Consider the following 21,464-nt stretch of genomic DNA (forward strand, 5'->3'; position numbering starts at 1 on the left):
TTCCGGGCGGGGCATGTCCAAGGTCAGGGGGCGTACGTAAACGTCGTACATGCCGTACGACGTTGTACGACAAGGCCTGAACCGTCGAACCGGGTGCCCCGGAATAGACGAAGCCCCTGGCGCAATAGCGCAAGGGGCTCTTGCACCAAGATGCTACCCGAGGAAGGACCGAGGTGTCGGCTGCCCAGCCCCCCGGTAACGGTGCGCCCCATTTGCTGGTGGTGATCGATCCGGTCGCCCGCCGTACGGACGGCGAGTCCGTGCGCATCGCAAAGGACGTGCTCAGCGCAGGTGCGCACGCCAAGATCTGCCTCCCGGACGGTCCCGAGGAGTTCGCCCGGGCCCTGTCCCGCCGGGGCGGCCGGCGACCGGTGGTGATCGGCGACGACCGGGCGCTGCGCCGCGCGGTGTCCCTGCTGCACCGGGAGCGAGAACCGGCCACGAGCACCCTTTCGCTGATCCCGGTCGGCGCGGCGGCGGCGCTGGAACTCGCCCATTCACTCGGCGTGCCGACGGGTGCCGTCGCCGCCGCGCGCACGGCGCTGGACGGGGTGGTGCGCCGGCTGGACCTGCTGGTCGACGACAGCGACGGCGTCGTCCTGGGCGCGCTGCGCATCCCGGCCCTGAGCAGCGCACCGGGCACCCAGCCGGACCGTGCGGGTGTCACCGCGGTCTGGGACACCTGCCGCTCCCTGGTCCGCACCCTGGTGCGCCCCGCCCCCTCGACACCGTCCGCCCCGGCGCGTACGCACCGCCTGCGCGTCGAGGCGGACGGTGTCGTGCTGAACGATCTGGACCGGCCGGTCGAGTGCGTGACGGTGACCTCGGGATGCGGCGACGAAGGCCTCGCGGAGGTGACGGTCCGGACGCCGGACGGTGCCCGGGTCACCGCGGAGGCCAAGGCCGTCACCGTCTCCGGCGCGGACTTCCGCTACCGCGCGGACATACAGGTCGGCGGCCCGGTCCGGACGCGGACCTGGACGGTGCGGGCGGGGGCCTGGGGGCTGATACTCCCCGCGGCGGAGGGCTAGCCTCCGCCGCCTCCGCGGCGGGGCGTGAACAGGTTCCTTCGCGGCGGGGCGTGACGGGCCCTCTCAGGCCTCCGGGCGCCCTTCGGCCACCGGAAGGTCGAGGGTCTTGCGGTGGTCCTCCCAGCGGCTCATCAGACCCTCCAGCTCCGACTGCAGGAACTCGAAGAACGCGGCCGTCTCGGCGATCCGGGCACCGGCTGGCGTGTGCTCGCCGAGCGTCCGCGCCCCCTCCTTGAGGGTGCGCTCCCAGCGGGTGAGCACCTGGTCGCGGCTGGCGAACGTGGTGTACCAGATCTCGTTGTGCAGGCGGTAGCGGTCGCGGCGGGAACCCGGCTCGCGTTCGCGGCCGACCATGCTGACCTGAGTGAGGTAATTCACCGCGCCGGAGACGGCTGCCGGGCTGATCTGAAGGGCCAGGGCCAGCTCCGCCGAGGTCATGGAGGCGTCGTCGTCGGCGAGGAGGGCGGCGAAGACACGGGACGCCATCCGCTGCATCCCCGCCTCGGTCATCTCGGACGCGAACCGCTCGACGAACCGCGAGACCGCCTCCGCGTCGCGCCCGTCCCCCGCCTCGCGTGCATGTACCTCGCGTGCGCTCTCTGCCTCTGCGGATTCGCTGCTCATCGGCCCATCGTCTCCCCTGATTCCCCGGCCCATCACCGGCCCCCGTCACACCTTCGAGTTTATACACTTCTTTAACTTCACAAGTTTGTGAAAGTAGCGTACCTTCAGAATCATGACGAAGGCAATCACCGTGGCCGGACTGCACAAGTCGTTCGGACGGACGCATGCGTTGGACGGTCTCGACCTGAGCGTCGAGTCCGGTGAGGTCCATGGCTTCCTCGGGCCCAACGGGTCGGGGAAGTCCACCACCATCAGGGTTCTGCTGGGCCTGCTGCGGGCCGACTCCGGCGCCGCCCAGCTCCTCGGCCGGGACCCGTGGCGCGACGCGGTGGAACTGCACCGCAGGGTGGCGTACGTCCCCGGGGACGTCACGTTGTGGCGCAACCTCTCGGGCGGTGAGGTGATCGATCTGTACGGGCGGCTGCGCGGCGGCCTCGACGAAGCCCGGCGCGCCGGCCTCGTCGACCGGTTCGAGCTCGACCCGACCAAGAAGGGGCGGACGTACTCGAAGGGCAACCGGCAGAAGGTGGCCCTGGTCGCCGCGTTCGCCTCCGATGTGGACCTGCTGATCCTCGACGAGCCGACCAGCGGGCTCGACCCGCTGATGGAGGAGGTCTTCCAGAGCTGCGTCACCGAGGAGCGCGACCGCGGGCGGACGGTCCTGCTCTCCAGCCACATCCTCAGCGAGGTCGAGTCGCTCTGCGACCGGGTCAGCATCATCCGGCAGGGGCGGACGGTGGAGACCGGCTCGCTGGCCGGCCTGCGCCATCTGACGCGTACGAACATCAGCGCCGAGCTGGTGTCCGCGCCCGACGGGCTGGCGCGGCTGCCCGGGGTGCACGACCTCGACATCCGGGGACGGCAGGTGTCGCTCCAGGTCGACACGGACAAGCTGGACGGCGTCCTCAAGTCGCTCTCCGCGTCCGGGGTCCGGTCGCTGACCAGTGCGCCGCCCACGCTGGAGGAGCTCTTCCTGCGGCACTACGCGGCGGACACGGAGCGGGAAGCGGGGGTGGCGGCGCGATGACTGCCGTGACCATGACCGCGACGGCCGGTGCCGGGCGCCGGGCCGGAACGGCACAGTTCGCGGGGACCTGGCCCCTGCTGCGGCTCGCCCTGCGGCGGGACCGGATCATCATGCCGGTCTGGGTGATCGTGCTAGGCGGCTCGTTCTCCTCCGTCGGGAAGTCCATCTCCTCGCTCTACGGGGCCGCCGGCCAGCGTGCCGAACTCGCCGCCTCGATGAACGGCAACAGTTCCGTGCGGGCGATGTACGGGCCGGTGTTCGACGACTCCGTGGGCGGACTCGTCAGCTGGCGCATGGTCGCCTTCGGCGCCGCGCTGGCCGCGGTGATGAGCCTGGTCGTCGTCGTGCGCCACACCAGGGAGGAAGAGGAGACGGGCCGTCAGGAGATGCTCTCCTCCGCCATGGTGGGGCGCAGGGCCCCGCTCACCGCGGCCCTGCTCGCCGCGTTGACCGCCAATGCCGCGCTGGCCCTGATGATCGTGGCCGGGATGGCCGGGTCACAGGCGGGCGGGGCCGGGGCGGTGGCGCTCGCGCTGGCCGTCTCCGGGGTCGGTGTGCTGTTCGCCTGCACCGCCGCGATCGCCGCGCAGTTCACCGAGAGCGCCCGGCTCGCGAAGGGGCTGACGGCGGCGGTGATCGGCGCCGCGTTCGTCCTGAAGGCGGCGGGCGACTCCGCGGCCGACGACGGTTCGTCCGTCCTCACCTGGCTCTCCCCGCTCGGCTGGGCGGAGAACGTCAGGGCGTACGCCGACGAGCGGTGGTGGGTGCTCCTGGTGATCGCCGGCGCCGCGGCCGTGCAGTGCGTCGTCGCGTACACGCTGACCGGACGGCGCGATGTCGGCATGAGCTTTCTGGCGACGCGGCCCGGTCCCGCCCGGGGCCGGATCTCCACCGCTTTCGGTCTCGCGGTGCGTCTCCAGCGCGGGGCGCTCGTGGGGTGGACGGTGTCGTTCGCCGCGGTCGGCTTCGTCTTCGGCGGGCTGACGGGCGGCGCGGCCGATCTCGTCGGGGACAACGAGAAGACCAGGGAGATCTTCGAGCGGATGGGCGGCCAGGCCGGTCTGACCGATGCGTTCCTCGCCTCGATGGTCTCCGTGCTCGGCACGGTGGCCGCGCTGTACATCGTCTCCTCGGTCCTGCGGCTGCACGGCGAGGAGAGCGCCGGGCGCGCGGAACCGGTCCTCGCGGGCGGGGTCGGCCGGACCGGCTGGGCCGCCGGCCATCTGGTCATCGCCTTCGGCGGCGCGGCCCTGATCATGACGGTCGGCGGCCTCGGCCTGGCGCTGGGCTACGGGCACGGACTCCCCGCCGTACTCGGCGCCTCGCTGGTGCAGCTGCCGGCGGTCTGGCTGCTGGGCGGGGTGACGGTCCTGCTGTACGGGGCGCTGCCGAAGGCCGCCGCGGCGGCCTGGGGTCCGGTCGGCCTCTGTCTGGCCCTGGGCTGGATAGGTCCCGCCCTGGATCTGCCGCAGCCGGTGATGGACATCTCGCCGTTCACGCATCTGCCGAAGCTGCCGGGGGCGGCGGGCATGGAGTGGGGTCCGGCGGCCCTTCTCACCGCGGTCGCGGTGGCGCTGGTGGCCGGCGGCCTGGGGGCACTGCGGCGGCGCGACATGCTGAACTGAGGGGCCGGACAGCCGGCGGCGGGCGGCCGGGGCCGCCCGCCCTCGTCTCAGAGCTCGACGCGCAGTTCCTTCACGCCCCTGATCACATAGCCCGGGTTCCACTCCGGTTCCGCGACCAGCCGCATGCCGGGCGCCCGCCGCAGCAACTCACCGAAGGAGGCCGCGAGTTCCACCCGGGCCAGCGGCGCCCCGAGACAGAAGTGGATGCCCGCCCCGAAGGTGATGTGCGGGTTGTCCCGCCGGGACAGATCCAGTGTGTCCGGGTCCGTGAAGCGGGCCGGGTCCCGGTTCGCCGAGCCGAAGAGCAGGGCCACCTCCGAGCCGCGCGGAATGACCGTGCCGTCGATCTCGATGTCGTCCAGGACCCAGCGCTCGAACATCTGGAGCGGGGTGTCGTACCGCATCAGCTCCTCCAGCGCGGACGGCAGCAGCCCGTGGTCGGCCCGCAGCGCGGCCAGCTGCCCGGGGTGGCGCAGCAGCGTCCACCATCCGTTCACGGTGGTGTTGACGGTCGCCTCGTGTCCCGCGTTCAGCAGCAGGACGCAGGTGGAGACCATCTCCTGCTCGGTCAGCCGCTCGCCCTCGTCATGGGCGGCGACGAGGGCGGAGATCAGATCCGTACCCGGGTTCGCGCGCCGCTCGGCGATCAGCCCCCGCAGATACGCGGAGAAGTCGAGGGAGGCCCGGACGGCGGCGCGGGCGGTCTCCTCGGACGGGTTGAGCTCGAACATCCCGCAGATCGCCGCCGACCAGGGCCGCAGCGGCGCGCGGTCGGACTCCGGGATGCCGAGCATCTCGGCGATCACGGCGACGGGCAGCGGCTCCGCGACCGCCGTGAGCAGATCGCCCCCGCCCTGCGCGACGAAGTCGTCGACGAGTCCGGCGGCCAGCCGCTGGACGGTCGGGACGAGCTGTTCGACGGTGCGCGGGGTGAACGCCTTGGAGACGAGCCGCCGGATCCGCGTGTGGTCCGGCGCCTCCAGGTCCAGCAGCCCCTGCCCGTTGAGCGTCTCGAACGGCTCGTGCGAGGCGGGCGGGGGCGTCCGGCCGAACTCCTCGTGCGTGAACCGGTGCAGATACGTCCGGCCCAGGCGCCGGTCGCGCAGCAGTGCCGATACGTCGGCGTAGTGCGGGACGAGCCACTGGCGGGTCGGCTCGAAATAGTGCACCCGGCCGGTGGCACGCAGCTCGGCGTAGGCGGGATACGGGTCGGCGACGAACGCCGCCGACCAGGGATCGAACGGGGCGGCGGGGCCGGGGGCAAAGGGCGAGGGCTGATCCATGAAGCGACGCTAACCGGCCACCCGCGCGCAGGCCAGCCCTGCCCCCCTGCCCCCGGACCCTGCCCGGGGGCCGGCGCCCCGGGCGGTCCCCCTCAGGAAGGTGTGACCAGCCGGGCCTCGTAGGCGAATACCGCCGCCTGCGTGCGGTCACGCAGGCCCAGCTTCACCAGGATCCGGCTCACATGGGTCTTGATGGTCGACTCGGCGACCACCAGGTGCGAGGCGATCTCAAGGTTCGACAGACCCTGGGCGATCAGGACCAGCACCTCCGTCTCGCGCTCCGTGAGGTCGCCGATCCGGGCGAGGGCAGGCGGGCGGGGCGCTGCGGCGAGCTTGGAGAACTCGGTGATCAGCCGCCTGGTGACCGTGGGGGCGAGCAGCGCCTCGCCGGAGGCCACCACCCGTACACCGTCCGCGAGTTGCCGGGCCGAGGCGTCCTTGAGGAGGAAGCCGGACGCGCCGGCGCGCAAGGCCTGGTAGACGTACTCGTCGAGGTCGAAGGTGGTGAGTACCAGCACCTTCGCGTCCGCGTCGGCGGCGACGATCTCGCGGGTCGCCTCGATGCCGTTGAGTTCCGGCATCCGGATGTCCATCAGCACCACGTCGGGGCGCAGGGCCGCGACCTGGGCGACGGCCTCGCGGCCGTTCACGGCCTCGCCGGCGACCTCGATGCCCGGCATCGCGTTGAGCAGCACCGAGAAGCCCTCGCGGACCATCATCTGGTCGTCGACGATCAGTACCCGGATCGGCGCGGCGGCGGCGGGGGTCGTCATGCCTGCTCCAGGGTGGCGTCGGACGGGGCCGACTGCACGGGGATGAACGCGGCGACCTCGTAACCGCCGTCCGCGGCGGCCTGGGCCGTCATCTCGCCGTTCAGCATCGCGACCCGCTCCCGCATCCCGGTGATCCCGTGCCCGGCCCCGGGCGAGGGCTTCACCGGACCGGTCGGCGGGCCGTTGACGACGCGCAGCCCGAGCCCGCCCAGCACATAGCCGATCTCGACCTTGGCGGTGGCGCCCGGCGCGTGCCGCAGACTGTTGCTGAGGGCTTCCTGGATGATCCGGTACGCCGACAGCTCGACGCCCTGCGGCAGTTCCCGCACCGCACCGGTCACCGCCTTCTCCGTCACCAGGCCCGCCTCGCCGACATTGGCGAGCAGCCGGTCGAGCTCGGCCAGCGTGGGCTGCGGGGCGTCCGGCGCCTCGTAGTCCTCGGCCCGTACGACGCCGAGCACCCGGCGCAGTTCGGTGAGCGCGGCGACCGCGTTCTCCCGGATCGTGACGAAGGCCTGCTCCAGCTCCGGCGGCGGGTTCTCCACCCGGTACGGCGCGGCCTCGGCCTGGATCGCGACGACGGACATGTGGTGGGCGACCACATCGTGCAGTTCGCGGGCGATGGTGGTGCGCTCCTCCAGCAGCGTGCGCCGGTCCCGCTCGACGGCGGTCACGCTGCGCTGCACAGTGACCTCGCGCTCCGCCTCGCGGCGGATCTGCACCACGCTCACCAGGAGCAGGGCGAACGCCGAGGCCACGGCCATGGCCGCCGTGGGCGCTCCGGAGTCCAGGCCCGTGATGTTCTCGATGGCCAGGCCGAGCAGCAGGGTGAGCCCCCACATCCAGGCGGCGGTGCGCGGACGGGTCCTGGCCGCGACGACGAACAGCACCACCAGATGGGCGAAGAAGGCACTCGGCCCCCACGGCCCGTCGCCACCGCCCACGACCGCCGTCACCGGAGTCAGGGCCATCGACATCCAGAACGCCCCGACCGGCCTGACCAGGGTCATCCCGATGCAGGCGGCGGGCAGCAGCCCGGACACGAGGACACCGGCGTTCCCGGTGGCGGCGAACCCCACCATGAAGGTGAGCAGCGCGGCCGCCAGCACCACGGCGTGCGGAGCCCACGCGGCACGCGCCCGCAGCGACTGCGGCAGCCGCCGGGTCAGCGGCCCGTCGGTCCGCATCGGCGGCAGCGGGCGGTAGGCGAACGCGTCCTGGAAGAGGTCCTGGCGCAGGCCGCCCATCGCCCCTGCGGCGAGCTGGATTTCCGGGCTTCTGGTCTTGGTCTCGGTCACGCTTCCACGGTAGGCGGCGCGCCGGCCCGGGTCGTCCGCAGTGATGCGGATCCCTGACCGTCCGCCGTAAGTACTACGCGGGCCGCGGGCACGGCCCCGGTCCGCCGCGTCGCAGGCCCTACCAGGCCAGCTGGGCGATCTCCTCCGCCACCACCGCGCACGCGTCGGCCGCCGGGTCGATCAGCGGGAAGTGCCCGACGTCCGGCAGCAGTGTCAGGCCCACGGTCTCGCCCTCCTTCGCCGCCGCGTCGACGAACGCCTCGGAGACGGCCTGGGGCACCGTGAGGTCCCAGGTGCCCTGCACCACGGCGGTCGCGATGCCGGTGGGCAGCAGCAGAGCCGGGTCGGTGTGCGCGCGCCGGTCGGCGAAGTCCTCGTCCCGCCCCAGGAGCTGCCCGATCGCACCGGAGCACACGTCCAGTTCGACCGCGCAGGCGAAGTCCGCGATCGGTGCGAGGGCCACCACACCGCGCAGCGCGGGCGGGCGCGGCAGCCGCCACGGCGACCCCTCCGGCAGTACGTGCCGGGCGGCGGCCCACAGCGCCAGCTGCCCGCCCGCGGAGTGCCCGGTGACGACGATCCGGCGGGCGTCCGCCCCGGGGAGCTCCCGGGCCAGCAGCTCAGGCAGCGCGTCCAGCGCCGCCGCGACGTCGTCGAAGGTCTCCGGCCAGCGGCCCGCGACCGGTCCCGAGCCGCGCTGCTGCGGGATCTCGCTGCCGCGCCGGTACTCGACATTGGCGACGGCGAAACCCCGCCGGGCCAGGAAGTCCGCGAACGGCGACAGGTGGACCCGGTCGTACGGAGCCCGCCACGCACCGCCGTGCAGGACGACCACGACGGGCGCCCCGGCGCGCCCGTCGCGCGGGGCGTAGAAGTCGATCACCTGGTCCGGGTGGCTGCCGTAGGCGGCCGAGACATCGGGGGCGACGGCCGGATGCGAGAAGGCCGACTCGGTCTCGGCGGCGTCCCGATCACGCGCGGCAGAATCCGACATGCTGCTCCAACCGTCCCTGTGCCATGGTCAACTGGCGTGACCTGCGGGGACGGTATCAGTACGGAGCCGTTCCTCTCAGCGGTGGCGGGCAGCGCGGCCTCATCCCCGGTCGAGCCGGTAGTAGTACGTGCCGTACAGCCCGCCCCTGAGGTCACCGAAGAAGTAGACCCAGGGACTCTCCCTGTCGCTCTCCTCGGAGAAGACCACCGGATCGAGACGTTCGAACTCGTGCTGGATCCCGTCGGCGAAGCGATCGAGCTCGGCGTACGGCGTGGGCCGGTCGCCGCCGGCCGGCTCACGGGCGACCTCCAGCTCCCGCCGGTGCAGCAGTTCGAGCATGCGCCGGAGTGAGGAGAGGTCCGTGTGCACCGGGCGGAGGTCCCCGTCGAAGAGTGCCATCTCGTCGGGGACGGCGTGCACCGAGCCGTCACCGAGGTGGAGAAAGAGGTACCAGCCCTGGACCGCGCCGAAGAGCAGCAGTACGCCGGACTCCTCCTCGATCATCTCCACCTCGTCGCCGAGGTCCACCACGCTGGTCCTCTCGACCACGCAGTCGTCCGCGGCGAGGGCCGGGGCCATCCGGAAGGGGCTCTGCGGAAAGCCGGTTTCGCACAGTGCGCGAAGGTCCTCCGAACGTCGTACCACATCGGCGAGGACCGCGCGCGAGGCCCGCACATAGCCGGAGCGGCCGCTCCCGCCGTCACCGCCACCGTCGGTCCCACCGTCGGCGCCGGTGCCGGTATCGAAGATCATGTGGTGCAACCCCTCGCGGTCGATGGCCGTCGCACCTCATCCTGCACGCCCGCCGGCGGGCACGGAACCCGTCCGGCGACCGGGGCGAGCCGGTCGCCGGACGGGACCCGGCAGCCTACGCCGCCGGAGCGCTCAGCACGTCGGCAAGCACCCGCGCCGCACGTTCCGCGTCCGCGAACCCCACGTACAGCGGTGTGAAACCGAACCGCAGCACATCGGGCCGGCGCAGATCCCCGACGACTCCGCGGGCGATGAGCGCGCCCATCACGGGTTCGGCGTCCTCGCAGCGCAGCGCGACCTGGCTGCCGCGTTCCGCGTGGGCGGCCGGGGTGACGGAGGTGACCCTGCCCCGGGGGGCGTACGCGTCGACGCACTCCAGGAAGAAGTCCGTCAGGGCCAGGGACTTGGCCCGCACCGCCTCGATCGCGACCCCGTCCCAGACGTCGAGGGAGGCCTCCAGCGCCAGCATGGACAGGATGTCGGGGGTCCCGACCCGGCCCCGTACGGCGCCTTCGGCGGGGGCGTATCCGGGAGTCATCGCGAACGGGTCGGCGTGCGACGTCCATCCCGGCAGGGGCGAGTCGAAGGCCGCCTGATGGCGCTCGGCGACGTACAGGTACGCGGGCGAACCGGGGCCGCCGTTGAGGTACTTGTACGTGCAGCCCACCGCCAGGTCCACCCCGTGCCCGTCCAGGCCGACGGGCAGCGCGCCCGCGCTGTGGCACAGGTCCCAGACGGCGATCGCGCCCGCCGCGTGCACCGCGGCGGTGAGGCCGGGCAGGTCGTGGAGCCGGCCGGAGCGGTAGTCGACGTGGTTGAGCAGCACGGCGGCGGTACGCGGACCGAGCGCGCCCGGCACGTCGGCGGGGGCGACCGGGACGATCCGGTGACCGGTCATCCGGGCCGCCGACGTGGCGATGTACCCGTCGGTGGGGAACGTGGAGGCGTCGACCAGGATCTCGTCGCGCCCCTGCGGCGCCAGCCGGGTCGCGGCGACGACGGCCTTGAAGACGTTGACGCTGGTGGAGTCGCCGACGACGATCTGTCCTGCGGCCGCCCCGACGACCGGGGCGATGCGGTCACCGATCCGCTCCGGCGCGGTCCACCAGCCGCTCTCCCCCCAGGACCGGATGCGCAGCTCGCCCCACTCCCGGGTGAGGACCTCCTGCATCCGGGCCGGCACATGGCGGGGCAGCGCGCCCAGGGAGTTGCCGTCCAGGTAGACGGTGTCGTCGAGGGTGAACAGACCGCGCAGCGGCGCGAGTTCGTCGGCGGTGTCGAGCGCCTGTGCGCGCTCCTGAAGATCAGACATGGCTGCGGGCCGTCCAGAGCTCGGGGAACACGTTCTTCGTGGCGCGCTTCTCCAGCCAGGCGACCCCGGCCGAACCGCCCGTCCCGGTCTTGGAGCCCATGGCCCGCCGGGTGGCGACGAGGTGGTCGTTGCGCCAGCGCCACACCAGCTCGCCGACATCGGTGAGGGCCTCGCCGAGACGGACCAGCTCGTCGTGCTGGTCGGGGTTGGCGTAGATCTCCGCCCAGACGGCCTCGACCTCGGGCGACGGCTCGTACTTCCGGGTGAGGTCGCGGCCGAGCACGGCCTGGGGCACGGCGTGGCCGCGCCGGGCGAGCAGGGCGAGCGTCTCGTCGTACAGGCCCGGCTCGGCGAGCGCCTTCTCCAGCTCGGCGTGGACACGGGGCGCGCCCCGGTGCGGCACGAGCATCGACGCGGACTTGTCGCCGAGCAGGAACTCCATCCGCCGGTACATCGCCGACTGGAATCCGGAGCCCTCGCCGAGCGCGGACCGGTAGGAGTTGAACTGGGCGGGGGTGAGCTGGGCCAGCGGCGTCCAGGACGCGTTCAGCGCCTCCAGCTCCCGCACCGACCGCTTCAGCGCGTCACGCGCCACGGTCAGCCGGTCCTCGCGCAGGGCGTGCGCGGCAGTCTCCCACTCATGGACTATGACGGTGAACCACAGCTCCATGACCTGGGTGGTGACCAGGAAGACCATCTCGCCCGGGTCGTCGGAGCGAAGGTGCTGGAGATGGGTCAGGACATCCGCCTGGACATAGTCCTCGTACGGAGTCGTTCCCGCGAAGTCGAGGTGCGGGGTCTGCGCACCGGTGGCTTCGGGGTCGGGGTGGATCGTCGACATCACTGTCTCCTCGACACGAGCTTCCGGGTAGCGGTCCGCCCCTTCCGTGAGGTGGTGGAGCTCCGGTCCCCTGTTCGCATCCTAAACGGCAGCCCCGGGGAACGCGCAGGCCCCGCGGACGGTGATCGTCCGCGGGGCCGCAGGGGTGCGCGAGCGCTATCCGAGCGTCTCGGCGGCGGTCGGCGAGGAGTCACGGAGGAACGACGAGCAGCGCTCGTACTCCTCCTGCTCACCGATCGACTGCGCGGCGCGCGCGAGGGCGTGCAGGGCGCGCAGGAAGCCGCGGTTCGGCTCGTGCTCGAACGGTACGGGGCCGTGGCCCTTCCAGCCGGCCCGGCGCAGCGCGTCCAGGCCGCGGTGGTAGCCGGTGCGGGCGTAGGCGTAGGACTCGACGACCCGGCCGCCCTCGAACGCCTCGTCGGCGAGCTGCGCCCAGGCCAGCGAGGAGGTCGGGTACTTCGCGGCGACATCGGCGGGCGCGGTTCCGGCGGCGAGCAGCTCGCGCGGCTCCGGGTCGTCGGGCAGGTGGGTCGGGGCGGGTCCCCCGAGCAGGTTCTCGTGGATCGACATGGGTTCAAGTGTGCCTGGCACCGGCGCCTCGGGGGCACCCGGTGCGCACACCGGCCGCGCCGGGCCCGGCGCACGCTGTAGCGGCGCGGGCGCTCAGGTGCCGTCCGCCGGCCTGGCCGCCTCGGATGCGGGTTCCAGCGGGGGGCTGGTGACACCGCAGTTCACCGTGCACTCGGGCCGTGCGGTGTCCTGCACGGCCGCCGCAGGGGTGCGTACGGTCGCCCAGGCGATCAGGGCGCCGAGCACCAGCAGCCCGGCGCACATGGGCATGGCCCGCCGGAAGGTCGCGGCGAATTCCGTGGCGTCCCGGTAGGCCTCCGGCCCCATCCCCGCGAGCAGCGGCAGCGCGGCCACGGCGATCAGCCCGGCGGCGCGGGCCGCGGCGTTGTTGATCCCGCTGGCGAGACCGGCCCGGCCGGTGTCCACGGAGGCCAGGACGGTCGCGGTGAGGGGTGCCACGAGGGTGACCAGTCCGACGCCGAGGACGGCGACGGCGGGCAGCACCTCGGTCAGATACCCGGAGAGCGAGTTCGAGCCCGGTCCCACGCGCAGCATCAGCAGCATTCCGGCAGCGGCGATCAGCGGGCCCGCGGTGAGCGGGATGCGGGGCCCGATCCGCTGTCCCAGTTCGCCCGCCGAGGCCGAGAACAGCAGCATCAGGACGGTCGTGGGCAGCAGGGCGGTGCCCGCGCCGAGAGCGGAGTACCCGGCCACGACCTGGAGCTGGATCGCGGAGAGGAAGAAGTATCCGCCGAGCGCCGCGTACACGCAGAGGGTGACGATGTTGACGGCGGTGAACTGCCGGGACGCGAACACCGACGGCGGCAGCATCGGGTCCGGCCGCCGCCGCTCGACCCCGACGAACGCGACCCCGAGCAGCACCCCGCCCACCGCCGACCCGATCACGGCCGGTGAGGCGCCCTGGCCCGGGGCCTCGATCAGCGCATACGTCACCAGCGCGAGCGAGAGCGCCCCGAGGGCGGCCCCGAGCACGTCGAAGCGGCCGTGCGCGTAGGGGTTGCGGGACTCCGGTACGTGACGCAGGGCGATGGGCACACAGACAGCGGCGAGGGGCAGGTTGAGCAGGAACACCCAGCGCCAGCCGGGCCCGTCGACGAGCCATCCGCCCACGAACGGCCCGACGGCGGCCCCGACCCCGCCGAACCCGGACCACAGCCCGACCGCGCGCGCCCGGTCGTCCGGGTGGAAGCTCGCCTGGATCAGGGCCAGCGACCCGGGAGTGAGCAGCGCACCGCCGACGCCCTGGAGGGCTCGGGCGGCGATGAGCACGGCGGCGTTGGGCGCGATGCCGCAGATCAGCGAGGCGACGGCGAACCACACGACGCCGATGACGAAGACCCGGCGCCGCCCGTACCGGTCACCGAGCGCTCCCCCGAGCAGGATCAGCCCGGCGAGGGTCAGCATGTAGGCGTTGACGGTCCACTGGAGCGCGGCCAGGTCGGTGCCGAGGTCCTCGCCGATGCGGGGCAGGGCGACATTGATGACGGTGGAGTCGAGCATGGCCATGCTCGACCCGAGCACGGTCGTGAGGACGACCCAGCGGCCGGCGGGGGAGGCGACGCGAAGGCCGGTGGGGTCTGCTGATCTCTCCGCCATGGCCTCAGCATCAACGCCAACGCCCCGAAGGGCCACCCGGCACACCCGGCCCCTTCAAGCCCGCACCGCCCCCCCCACCGCACCGCGACACCGCACCGCGACACCGCTCACCGCCGCTACGCGGCGCCCCGCACCGCCTCGACCCCCCGGATCAGCGCCGCCAGCCCCGCCTCCACCTTGCTCCGCGCGCACCCGACGTTCAGCCGCACGAACCCGTCCGCCCCGTAGACGCCCCCCGGCATCACCGCGACGCGCTCCTGCTCGATCAGCACGCGCTGAAGTGCCTCGTCATCCTCGACGCCCGCGCGGCGCAGGTCGATCCAGGCCAGGTATCCGGCCTGCGGCGGCTCCCACTCCAGGCCGGGGAACGCCGTGTTCAGGCGTTCCGCGACGAGTGCCAGGTTCCCGGCGACGTACTCACGCACCGCGTCCAGCCACGCCCCGCCGTCCCGGTACGCGGCGATGTGCGCGGTCAGCGAGAGAACCGCGGGCGAGGCCAGGCCCTCCGCGGTCTCCATCCGGCGCAGGTACTCCGTCCGGTCCTCCGGGCGGCCGATGAGCCCGTACGAACCGGTCAGCGCCGGGAAGTTGAACGACTTCGAGGCGGAGGTGATGAGCGCCCAGCGCTCGTCACCGCCCACCCGTGTCCACGGCACGTGCGGGCGGCCGTCGTGCACGAAGTCCGCGTGGATCTCGTCGCTGATCACGGCGACCCCGTGGCGTGCGGCGAGCGACGCCATCTCCGCGAGCTCCGCCTCCGTCCACACCCGCCCCGACGGGTTGTGCGGTGAGCAGACCACCAGGACCGTGCTGTCCTCCCGTGCGAGCTCCCGCTCCAGCGCGGCCGTGTCCCCCAGCCCGACCCCCCGCAGCTCCCGTCCGAGCCCGGTGATCGCCTTGCGGAAGCCGTCGTACGTCGGGGTGTGGACGACCACGCCGTCCCCCTCGGCCGTCCACATCTGGAGCAGCTGCGAGAACTGGCTGAGCACGGAAGGCCCGTACACCAGCCGGCCGGTGTCGATCGTGGTGCCGTACCGGGTCGCGTACCAGTGGGCGATCGCCGACCGGAAGTCGTCGTGCCGCCAGTCCGTGTACCCGAATACGCCGTGGTCGAGCCGGGCCCGCAGCGCGGCCAGCACCTCGGGGGCCGTCGCGAAGTCCATGTCCGAGATGGTGAACGGCAGCAGCCCGTCCACCCCGAACCGGTCCGCGACCCCGTCCCACTGGACGCACCAGGTACCGCGGCGGTCGATCACGGTATCGAAGTCGTACGGCGTGCTGCTCACAGCTGCTCCTTCACTCATGCGTGCCGGGCACGGGTATGCCATGGGCCCGGCACCCCAAGGGGTACCGGGCCCACGCAGACATCCGTACGGAAATTACTTCAGCTTGGTGCCGGTGGACCGCAGGTCGGCGCAGGCCGCCGTGACGCGCTTGGCCATACCGCCCTCGGCGGACTTGCCCCAGCTGCGCGGGTCGTAGACCTTCTTGTTGCCGACCTCGCCGTCGACCTTCAGCACACCGTCGTAGTTGCGGAACATGTGGTCCACGATCGGGCGGGTGAAGGCGTACTGGGTGTCGGTGTCGAGGTTCATCTTCACGACGCCGTTCTCCAGCGCGGTGGCGATCTCCTCGGCAGTGGAGCCGGAGCCGCCGTGGAAGACGAAGTCGAACGGGGAGACCTGGCCGTACTTGGCGGCGACGCCCTCCTGGAGGTCCTTGAGGAGCTCGGGGCGGAGCACGACGTTGCCCGGCTTGTAGACGCCGTGCACGTTGCCGAAGGACGCGGCCAGCAGGTAGCGGCCCTTCTCGCCCAGACCGAGCGCCTCGGCGGTACGCAGCGCGTCGTCGACGGTCGTGTACAGCTCGTCGTTGATCTCGTGCGTGACGCCGTCCTCCTCGCCACCGGTCGGGGTGATCTCGACCTCAAGAATGATCTTGGCGGCGGCGGCCTTGGCCAGCAGCTCCTGGCCGATGGCCAGGTTGTCGGCCAGCGTCTCGGCCGAACCGTCCCACATGTGGGACTGGAACAGCGGGTTCAGACCCCTGGCGACGCGCTCCGCGGAGACCTCGATCAGCGGACGCACATACGTGTCCAGCTTGTCCTTGGGGCAGTGGTCGGTGTGCAGTGCGACCGTGATGTCGTACTTAGCGGCGACGATGTGCGCGAACTCGGCGAGGGCGACAGCGCCCGTGACCATGTCCTTGTTGTACTGGCCGCCCAGGAACTCCGCCCCACCGGTGGAGATCTGGACGATGCCGTCGCTCTCGGCCTCAGCGAAACCGCGCAGCGCAGCGTGCAGGGTCTGCGTCGACGTCACGTTGATGGCCGGGTAGGCGAACTTGCCTGCCTTCGCCCGGTCGAGCATCTCGGCGTAGACCTCGGGGGTTGCGATGGGCATCTGTCCGCTCCTTGGGATGTGCGGGTGTGCGTTGCTGGGTCCCTGACCTGGGGGCGACGTCATCGTCGCCCCCATCTTCCCAGACTCTGGCCCCGGCTCCACCCGGCGTACTCCCCCAGCATTCGCGGACGGGCTCTGCGGGGGTACGACAAAGGCGGCCTGTTTCACGTGAAACAGGCCGCCCTCGAAGAAAACCGCAGGTCAGGACAGATCGAGGTCCGGGACCGAGTACACATGGACGTACGGGAGGCCCGCCTCGGCGATGGCCGGAGCCGCGCCCCGCTCCACGATCACGGCGACGGCGACGACCTCGCCACCCGCCTCACGCACGGCCTCGACCGCGGTCAGCGGGGAACCACCGGTCGTCGAGGTGTCCTCGACGACGAGGCAGCGGCGGCCCTTGACGTCCGTGCCCTCGATCCGGCGCTGCATCCCGTGGGCCTTCTGCGCCTTGCGGACGACGAAGGCGTCCAGCTCCTGGCCCCGGGCGGCGGAGGCGTGCAGCATCGAGGTGGCGACCGGGTCGGCGCCCAGCGTCAGACCGCCCACACAGTCGTAGTCCAGCTCCGCCGTCGCGTCGAGCATGACCTGACCGACCATCGGAGCGGCCTTGCCGTCCAGCGTGATGCGGCGCAGATCGATGTACCAGTCGGCCTCGATGCCGGAGGAGAGCGTCACCTTGCCGTGAACCACGGCCTTGTCCTTGATCTGCTGCAACAGCTCAGCACGTACGTCAGTCATGGCTACGAGGATAAGGCGCCCTCCTCGCACACGGCGCCAGCTCGCACACGGGCCTGCCCCGCCAGGGCAGGCGCAGAGCGCCGTTCAGGCCGTGCTCAGAGCCTGCGCCAGCTCCAGGTCGTCGCGATCTCCAGCGGATCGATCGGGGTGACGTAGCGGGGCGCGGTGTTCAGCCCGTTCGGCGGGCCCGACTGCGGCTCCACACAGACCGCCTCGGCCTGCTCGTCGTAGACCACGACCCACTCGGTCCGGCTCTTCACGGTCAGCTCCAGCTCTCCGGGCCAGGTGAGGGTGACATCCACCCCGTCGGACATCCCGAAGCAGTCGTCCCACGGACCGGCCAGGGGAGGGATCCGGCGGCCGGTCGGCAGATGGTTCTCGCCCCGCTCCTCCTGCCAGTCCGCGTCGAAGGCGATCCGCACGTCCTCACCGCCGAGGTTGCGCCGGAACCACGGGTGCCAGCCCGCCTGCGCCGGGAAGGAGTCCCCGTACGTCTCGACGCCGAACGCCAACGTGAGTGAGTCATCGGCCAGTTCGAAGGTCTGCGTCACCCGGCCCGGATACGGCCAGGGGTCGGCCAGGTCGTAGTAGAACGAGGCCTGCGTCCCGCTCTCCAGCGCGGTACGCCAGGCGGTGTCACGGCCCGTTCCGTGGATCGCGTGCGGCGGCGCGGTCAGCGGCAGCCGGTGCAGCACACCGCCGTTGTGGAACTGCCCGTTCTCGGTGCGCCCGCACCACGGAACCATCGGGAAACAGCCGTACCGCTCCCCCTGCCGCAGCAGTTCGGTGCCGCCGATCCGCAGGCTGCTGATACGGCAGCCGTTGGCGGGGTTCACGGTCAACTCTGTGTCGCCGACGGACAGCCGGACGTCCTTCTCGCTGCTGCTCACACGACGACCCTACTGGCGCGGCTACCTCCGGCGCCGCAGCGCCCGGCCCACCACCACGGCGGAGGCGAGAGCCAGAGCGGCCGCCGGAGCCACCCAGCGGAGCGTGGCCCCCGCCCCGGTCGACTCGGGCGACGGCACGGGTGCGTACCGGCCGCGCGGCGGGGCGTGGTCGACCTCCTCGGCGCTACGCCCGATCATGGTGCGCCGTGCGTGCGCGGCCTCGGCCGGCGGCACATCGGGAACGGTGAACTCGATCCCGGCCACCGGGTCCAGCGCCGGTGGCGGCACCGGGGTGTCGAAGAGCGAGTCCTTGCCGGGCTGCGGCTCCCCGGCGGGCGAGCCGGTCTGCGGCTCCCCGGCCGGCGCCTCGTCCGCGGCGGCCTCGTGCGTGGGCGGTGCCTCGTCCGCGCCGGCCGAGGGCCCGGGGCCGGTCTGGTCCGACTCCTCGGCGGCCTCCTCAAGGGCCTTCTCCACCGCTTCACCGACAGCCAGCTCCTCCGCGGCGACAGCGGTGCCGGCGGCTTCTGCGTCAGCTTCGGCATCGGCATCGGCTTCGGCTTCGGCTTCTGCGTCAGCTTCGGCATCGGCATCGGCGCCGGCGACGGGACCGGCCCGGTCCGCCCCCTCGGGCGCGGCGAGCGACTCCGTCACCAGTTGCTGAGTGAACCGGTCCAGCAGGCGGTGGGCCGCCGACAGCGCGGCCGCGGGCTCCAGTTCGACGAGCCGGCCGTCACCGCTCACCGTGCCCTCGAACGCGATCGCCGTACCCCCGTCGCGCTCCGCCAGGCGGAGGGTCAGAGCCAGTTCCGCCGATCCGCCGCCACGGGCCTCCACCCCCTCGCCCGTCACCGAGACGCCGTACGCGTGGTCCGCGTCCGGACCGCCCGGCAGCGGGGTGAGACGCAGCACGCCCCGGTAGGTGATGGTGTGGCCGCCGGCCCGGACCTTGAGCCGGCCGGACAGCGGGCCCGCGGACGCGTCGGCGTCCTGCTGAAGCCCCGGCACACAGCGCGCGACCCGGACGGGATCGCTCAACGTCCGCCGAAGGGCCGGGACCGGAACCGGAACGAACACCTCATGCTCCATGGAAACCGAGCCTACTCAGCCCCGGCCATCACGTCAGCGCTTCGGTCCCCCCGGCACCACCGGCAGCCGCCCCGCCGGGCAGCTCACCGCTCACTGCCCTTCCCAGTACCGCGGGTGCACCAGCGTCGACGGCTCCTGCCCCCGCAGCCGCCCCGCCTCGGCCCGCCGCCCGGCCTCCCGCAGCGCCGCCCCCGTCAGGGACCGCAGCTCCGGCGCCCCGGGGTCCAGGCCCAGCGCGGGCCTCCCGCCGGCCCGGGCCAGCACGAATCCCCAGCCGTGGCTCCCCGCCGGCCGGCCGGTGACCCGGTCCGGCCCCGGCGCGAAGCCCGTGTCGCGCCCACTGACCCGATAGGGGCACGTATGCAGGCCCGCCGCCCGCATCGAGGCCTCCACCGTCCAGTAGGTACGGGGCCGGCTGACCGCCGGCCCCCCGTGCACCACCAGCCGGCCGCCCGGTGCGAGAGCCTCGGCGACCAAGCCGTAGAACTCCGCCGAATAGAGCTTCGTGCCGGCCGTGATCCCCGGATCCGGCAGATCGGAGATCACCACGTCGTAGCGTCCATGGGCCGTCCGCAGCCAGGTGAACGCGTCCCCGGTCACCGCCGTCAGCCGCGGATCGCGGTAGGCGTGCGCGTTCAGCGCGGAGAGCGCGTGGTCGGTGCGGGCCAAATGGGTGACGGCGGGGTCCAGCTCCACCAGCGTCACGCCCCGCACATCCGGGTAACGCAGCACCTCACGGGCCGCCAGCCCGTCGCCGCCGCCCAGGATCAGCACCCGGGCGTGCGGGCCGTTCATCGCCGGATGGACCAGCGCCTCGTGGTAGCGGTACTCGTCGCGCGCGCTGACCAGCAGCCGCCCGTCCAGATAGAGGTCCAGGGAGCTCTGCCCCGCCCCGGTCAGCACGACCTCCTGGACGTCGGTCTGCACCGCGACCCGCACCTGGTCCCCGTACACCGCACGCCTCGCCGCCCGCTCGAAGTCGTCGGCCAGCACCGCGGCCGTGGCCAGCACGGCGATCACCGTCACATTGACGGCGATCAGCAGCCACCGGGAACGGGCCGTCAGATCCCGCCGGAACACCCACAGCACCAGCGCCCCGCCCGCCGCCGCGTTGACCGCACCGGTGAACAGCGCCCCGGTGAGCTGTCCGAACATCGGCAGCAGCAGGAACGGAAACGCCAGCCCGCCGACCAGCGCCCCCACATAGTCGGCGGCGAAGAGATCGGCGACGGCCCCGCCCGCGTCCTGCCGGTCCACCCGCTGGATCAGCGTCATCAGCAGCGGGATCTCCGCACCGATCAGGACCCCGATCGTCAGCGAGAAGCCGACCAGCGCGTACCGCGACTCCCCGATCCAGGCGAACGAGGCGTAGAGCACCAGCGCGGAGAAGCCCCCGACCAGCGCGAGCACCGCCTCGATCAGGCCGAAGCCCACTGCGGCGCGGCCGCGTAAACGTTTCGCGAGCAGCGAGCCGATCCCCATGGCGAACACCATCACGGAGAGCACGACGGACGCCTGGGTGACGGAGTCGCCGATCAGATACGAGGCGAGCGCGACCAGTTCGAGCTCGTACACCAGACCGCAGGCGGCGCAGACGAAGACAGCGGCCAGCACGAGATACCGACCGGTCCTCGGTCGCACGGGAAGCCGCGCCGCGCCCCCTCGCAGCGACACCTGCTGGTCGATCATGCCGCGAACGCTACGTCACTGACACGTCGCCGCTTGTCACCCACAAGGATGTAAGTGGAGCACCCGCAAGGGAGTTCGCCCCCGTCACAGCGCCCCCGCGGGCATCCGCACCCCCACCCGGGTCCGCGTCACCACCAGTTGTCCCTCCTGCGGGTACGCATGCCATGTGCGCCACCGCACCTGGCCCTCGGTCCGCTGGGCGAGCATGGCGGTGAAGGCGTGCGGGCTGCCCGGGAACGTCCCGGCCAGCCCGTGGGGGTGGTCGGCGACGAGCGCCAGGAGCTCCTGCGCGCGCCCCGCGAAGGAACCCGCACCGAGGGTCTCGACACGCGCGGCGAACTCGTAGTCCCAGTCGCCGAGCCGCTTGGAGACCCCGAGGGGCAGCGGGGTGCTGCTGCCGGGGATACAGGCGACGGTCTCGGAGCAACTGCCGTGCTCCTCCTCGAGAAGCACCTGATGGGATGCTCCGAGCAGACGCAACTGCAGTTGCGCACCGGACAGATGGAGATCGAGCACTGCCAGCGCCGGGAGCGGTTCACGCCCCAGCGCCCAGGCCAGATCGGCGGCTCGGGTGTCGGAATAGGCCGTATGAAGGGTCGTGAGCATGGGTCGGCTCCGCAAAACACACATGGACCCATGGACAGGGGACGCCTCCGACGTGATGCACGTGGGAGGTGGGAAGCGCCCGATCAGGTCCAACTGGGGTCCTAGGGCTGAATGTTCTCTCAACCGAGGGAATCACGAACTACGCCTCACTCACAGCGTTTTTGCCCAACTTGACGGGGTTTCCATCCCCTCGGGGGCCTTCCGCTCATCTGTTCACCGCAGGCTCGCCGCAGGGCTCAACAAATAGGTGCCCGACGGGACTCGGGACCTTCGGCCGTTCCGGGCCGTCCCGCCCCCGCCGG

20 protein-coding genes are annotated in these 21,464 nt (G+C 72.4%); 3 read left to right on the forward strand and 17 right to left on the reverse strand.

From position 1 onward, the window contains the following. The first annotated feature begins 173 nt into the window (after positions 1–173). Positions 174–1,031, forward strand: a complete 858-nt coding sequence (locus tag OG782_RS17010) for a diacylglycerol kinase (protein WP_406451819.1) — start codon at positions 174–176, stop codon at positions 1,029–1,031. 63 nt (positions 1,032–1,094) lie between these two features. On the opposite strand, the gene OG782_RS17015 is transcribed toward OG782_RS17010, so the two are convergent. Continuing rightward, entirely contained in the window at positions 1,095–1,655 is a 561-nt protein-coding gene (locus OG782_RS17015) for a GbsR/MarR family transcriptional regulator (RefSeq protein WP_406451821.1), read from the reverse strand. 112 nt (positions 1,656–1,767) lie between these two features. Between OG782_RS17015 and OG782_RS17020 the strand changes: the two genes are divergently transcribed. Further along, a complete protein-coding gene (locus tag OG782_RS17020; protein ID WP_406451823.1) occupies positions 1,768–2,682 on the forward strand; it encodes an ATP-binding cassette domain-containing protein in 915 nt (304 codons plus the stop codon). After that, a complete protein-coding gene (locus OG782_RS17025) occupies positions 2,679–4,307 on the forward strand; it encodes an ABC transporter permease (RefSeq protein WP_406451825.1) in 1,629 nt (542 codons plus the stop codon). The genes OG782_RS17020 and OG782_RS17025 overlap by 4 nt, the downstream gene beginning before the upstream one ends. A gap of 47 nt (positions 4,308–4,354) precedes the next feature. Here the strand turns inward: OG782_RS17025 and OG782_RS17030 are convergent, their stop codons facing one another. From OG782_RS17030 to OG782_RS17105, 16 genes are all read right to left on the reverse strand, one after another. Next, positions 4,355–5,590 carry a cytochrome P450 gene (locus OG782_RS17030; protein WP_406451827.1) on the reverse strand — a complete coding sequence of 412 codons (1,236 nt, stop codon included), beginning with the start codon at positions 5,588–5,590 and terminating at the stop codon, positions 4,355–4,357. A gap of 92 nt (positions 5,591–5,682) precedes the next feature. Beyond that, positions 5,683–6,363 (reverse strand): response regulator, encoded by a 681-nt coding sequence (locus OG782_RS17035; protein ID WP_406451829.1) that lies wholly within the window; start codon positions 6,361–6,363, stop codon positions 5,683–5,685. Next, a complete protein-coding gene (locus OG782_RS17040; protein ID WP_406459121.1) occupies positions 6,360–7,610 on the reverse strand; it encodes a sensor histidine kinase in 1,251 nt (416 codons plus the stop codon). The genes OG782_RS17035 and OG782_RS17040 overlap by 4 nt, the downstream gene beginning before the upstream one ends. A gap of 169 nt (positions 7,611–7,779) precedes the next feature. Beyond that, positions 7,780–8,655, reverse strand: a complete 876-nt coding sequence (locus OG782_RS17045) for an alpha/beta hydrolase family protein (RefSeq protein WP_406451831.1) — start codon at positions 8,653–8,655, stop codon at positions 7,780–7,782. 99 nt (positions 8,656–8,754) lie between these two features. After that, positions 8,755–9,408, reverse strand: coding sequence for an SUKH-4 family immunity protein (locus tag OG782_RS17050; protein WP_406451833.1), 654 nt, complete (start codon positions 9,406–9,408; stop codon positions 8,755–8,757). Between the two features lie 115 nt (positions 9,409–9,523). Beyond that, positions 9,524–10,720 carry a kynureninase gene (gene kynU, locus OG782_RS17055; protein ID WP_406451835.1) on the reverse strand — a complete coding sequence of 399 codons (1,197 nt, stop codon included), beginning with the start codon at positions 10,718–10,720 and terminating at the stop codon, positions 9,524–9,526. Further along, on the reverse strand, positions 10,713–11,561 hold the full coding sequence (locus OG782_RS17060; protein WP_406451837.1) for a tryptophan 2,3-dioxygenase family protein: 849 nt from the start codon (positions 11,559–11,561) through the stop codon (positions 10,713–10,715). Before OG782_RS17060 ends, kynU begins: the two co-directional genes overlap by 8 nt. Before the next feature lie 156 nt (positions 11,562–11,717). Continuing rightward, positions 11,718–12,131: a DUF3151 domain-containing protein gene (locus OG782_RS17065; protein WP_406451839.1), complete on the reverse strand. Its 414-nt coding sequence runs from the start codon at positions 12,129–12,131 to the stop codon at positions 11,718–11,720. 93 nt (positions 12,132–12,224) lie between these two features. Continuing rightward, positions 12,225–13,748 carry an MFS transporter gene (locus tag OG782_RS17070; RefSeq protein ID WP_406451841.1) on the reverse strand — a complete coding sequence of 508 codons (1,524 nt, stop codon included), beginning with the start codon at positions 13,746–13,748 and terminating at the stop codon, positions 12,225–12,227. Between the two features lie 116 nt (positions 13,749–13,864). Next, on the reverse strand, positions 13,865–15,052 hold the full coding sequence (locus OG782_RS17075) for a MalY/PatB family protein (RefSeq protein WP_406451843.1): 1,188 nt from the start codon (positions 15,050–15,052) through the stop codon (positions 13,865–13,867). 75 nt (positions 15,053–15,127) lie between these two features. Further along, entirely contained in the window at positions 15,128–16,150 is a 1,023-nt protein-coding gene (gene fbaA, locus OG782_RS17080; protein WP_406451845.1) for a class II fructose-bisphosphate aldolase, read from the reverse strand. 201 nt (positions 16,151–16,351) lie between these two features. Beyond that, positions 16,352–16,891, reverse strand: coding sequence for an orotate phosphoribosyltransferase (gene pyrE, locus OG782_RS17085; protein ID WP_406451847.1), 540 nt, complete (start codon positions 16,889–16,891; stop codon positions 16,352–16,354). 95 nt (positions 16,892–16,986) lie between these two features. Further along, on the reverse strand, positions 16,987–17,781 hold the full coding sequence (locus OG782_RS17090; protein ID WP_406451849.1) for an aldose 1-epimerase: 795 nt from the start codon (positions 17,779–17,781) through the stop codon (positions 16,987–16,989). 21 nt (positions 17,782–17,802) lie between these two features. Further along, positions 17,803–18,867 carry an SRPBCC domain-containing protein gene (locus OG782_RS17095; protein WP_406451851.1) on the reverse strand — a complete coding sequence of 355 codons (1,065 nt, stop codon included), beginning with the start codon at positions 18,865–18,867 and terminating at the stop codon, positions 17,803–17,805. Positions 18,868–18,957: 90 nt separating this feature from the next. Further along, positions 18,958–20,556: a polyamine aminopropyltransferase gene (locus OG782_RS17100; RefSeq protein ID WP_406451853.1), complete on the reverse strand. Its 1,599-nt coding sequence runs from the start codon at positions 20,554–20,556 to the stop codon at positions 18,958–18,960. An 84-nt stretch (positions 20,557–20,640) separates the two neighbouring features. Continuing rightward, entirely contained in the window at positions 20,641–21,162 is a 522-nt protein-coding gene (locus OG782_RS17105) for a DUF2617 family protein (RefSeq protein ID WP_406451855.1), read from the reverse strand. Positions 21,163–21,464 lie beyond the last annotated feature (302 nt).

The organism is Streptomyces sp. NBC_00876 (assembly GCF_045207435.1).
Classification (GTDB): Bacteria; Actinomycetota; Actinomycetes; order Streptomycetales; family Streptomycetaceae; genus Streptomyces.

Excerpts from the sequence above, each read along its gene's own strand:
- OG782_RS17075 (WP_406451843.1), bottom strand. The coding sequence starts at position 15,052 with ATGAGTGAAGGAGCAGCTGTGAGCAGCACGCCGTACGACTTCGATACC.
- fbaA (WP_406451845.1), bottom strand. The coding sequence starts at position 16,150 with ATGCCCATCGCAACCCCCGAGGTCTACGCCGAGATGCTCGACCGGGCG.
- OG782_RS17100 (WP_406451853.1), bottom strand. The coding sequence starts at position 20,556 with ATGATCGACCAGCAGGTGTCGCTGCGAGGGGGCGCGGCGCGGCTTCCC.
- kynU (WP_406451835.1), bottom strand. The coding sequence starts at position 10,720 with ATGTCTGATCTTCAGGAGCGCGCACAGGCGCTCGACACCGCCGACGAA.
- OG782_RS17065 (WP_406451839.1), bottom strand. The coding sequence starts at position 12,131 with ATGTCGATCCACGAGAACCTGCTCGGGGGACCCGCCCCGACCCACCTG.
- OG782_RS17035 (WP_406451829.1), bottom strand. The coding sequence starts at position 6,363 with ATGACGACCCCCGCCGCCGCCGCGCCGATCCGGGTACTGATCGTCGAC.
- OG782_RS17045 (WP_406451831.1), bottom strand. The coding sequence starts at position 8,655 with ATGTCGGATTCTGCCGCGCGTGATCGGGACGCCGCCGAGACCGAGTCG.
- OG782_RS17040 (WP_406459121.1), bottom strand. The coding sequence starts at position 7,610 with ATGGGCGGCCTGCGCCAGGACCTCTTCCAGGACGCGTTCGCCTACCGC.
- OG782_RS17020 (WP_406451823.1), top strand. The coding sequence starts at position 1,768 with ATGACGAAGGCAATCACCGTGGCCGGACTGCACAAGTCGTTCGGACGG.
- OG782_RS17050 (WP_406451833.1), bottom strand. The coding sequence starts at position 9,408 with ATGATCTTCGATACCGGCACCGGCGCCGACGGTGGGACCGACGGTGGC.
- OG782_RS17025 (WP_406451825.1), top strand. The coding sequence starts at position 2,679 with ATGACTGCCGTGACCATGACCGCGACGGCCGGTGCCGGGCGCCGGGCC.
- OG782_RS17095 (WP_406451851.1), bottom strand. The coding sequence starts at position 18,867 with ATGGAGCATGAGGTGTTCGTTCCGGTTCCGGTCCCGGCCCTTCGGCGG.
- OG782_RS17030 (WP_406451827.1), bottom strand. The coding sequence starts at position 5,590 with ATGGATCAGCCCTCGCCCTTTGCCCCCGGCCCCGCCGCCCCGTTCGAT.
- pyrE (WP_406451847.1), bottom strand. The coding sequence starts at position 16,891 with ATGACTGACGTACGTGCTGAGCTGTTGCAGCAGATCAAGGACAAGGCC.
- OG782_RS17015 (WP_406451821.1), bottom strand. The coding sequence starts at position 1,655 with ATGAGCAGCGAATCCGCAGAGGCAGAGAGCGCACGCGAGGTACATGCA.
- OG782_RS17070 (WP_406451841.1), bottom strand. The coding sequence starts at position 13,748 with ATGGCGGAGAGATCAGCAGACCCCACCGGCCTTCGCGTCGCCTCCCCC.
- OG782_RS17105 (WP_406451855.1), bottom strand. The coding sequence starts at position 21,162 with ATGCTCACGACCCTTCATACGGCCTATTCCGACACCCGAGCCGCCGAT.
- OG782_RS17060 (WP_406451837.1), bottom strand. The coding sequence starts at position 11,561 with ATGTCGACGATCCACCCCGACCCCGAAGCCACCGGTGCGCAGACCCCG.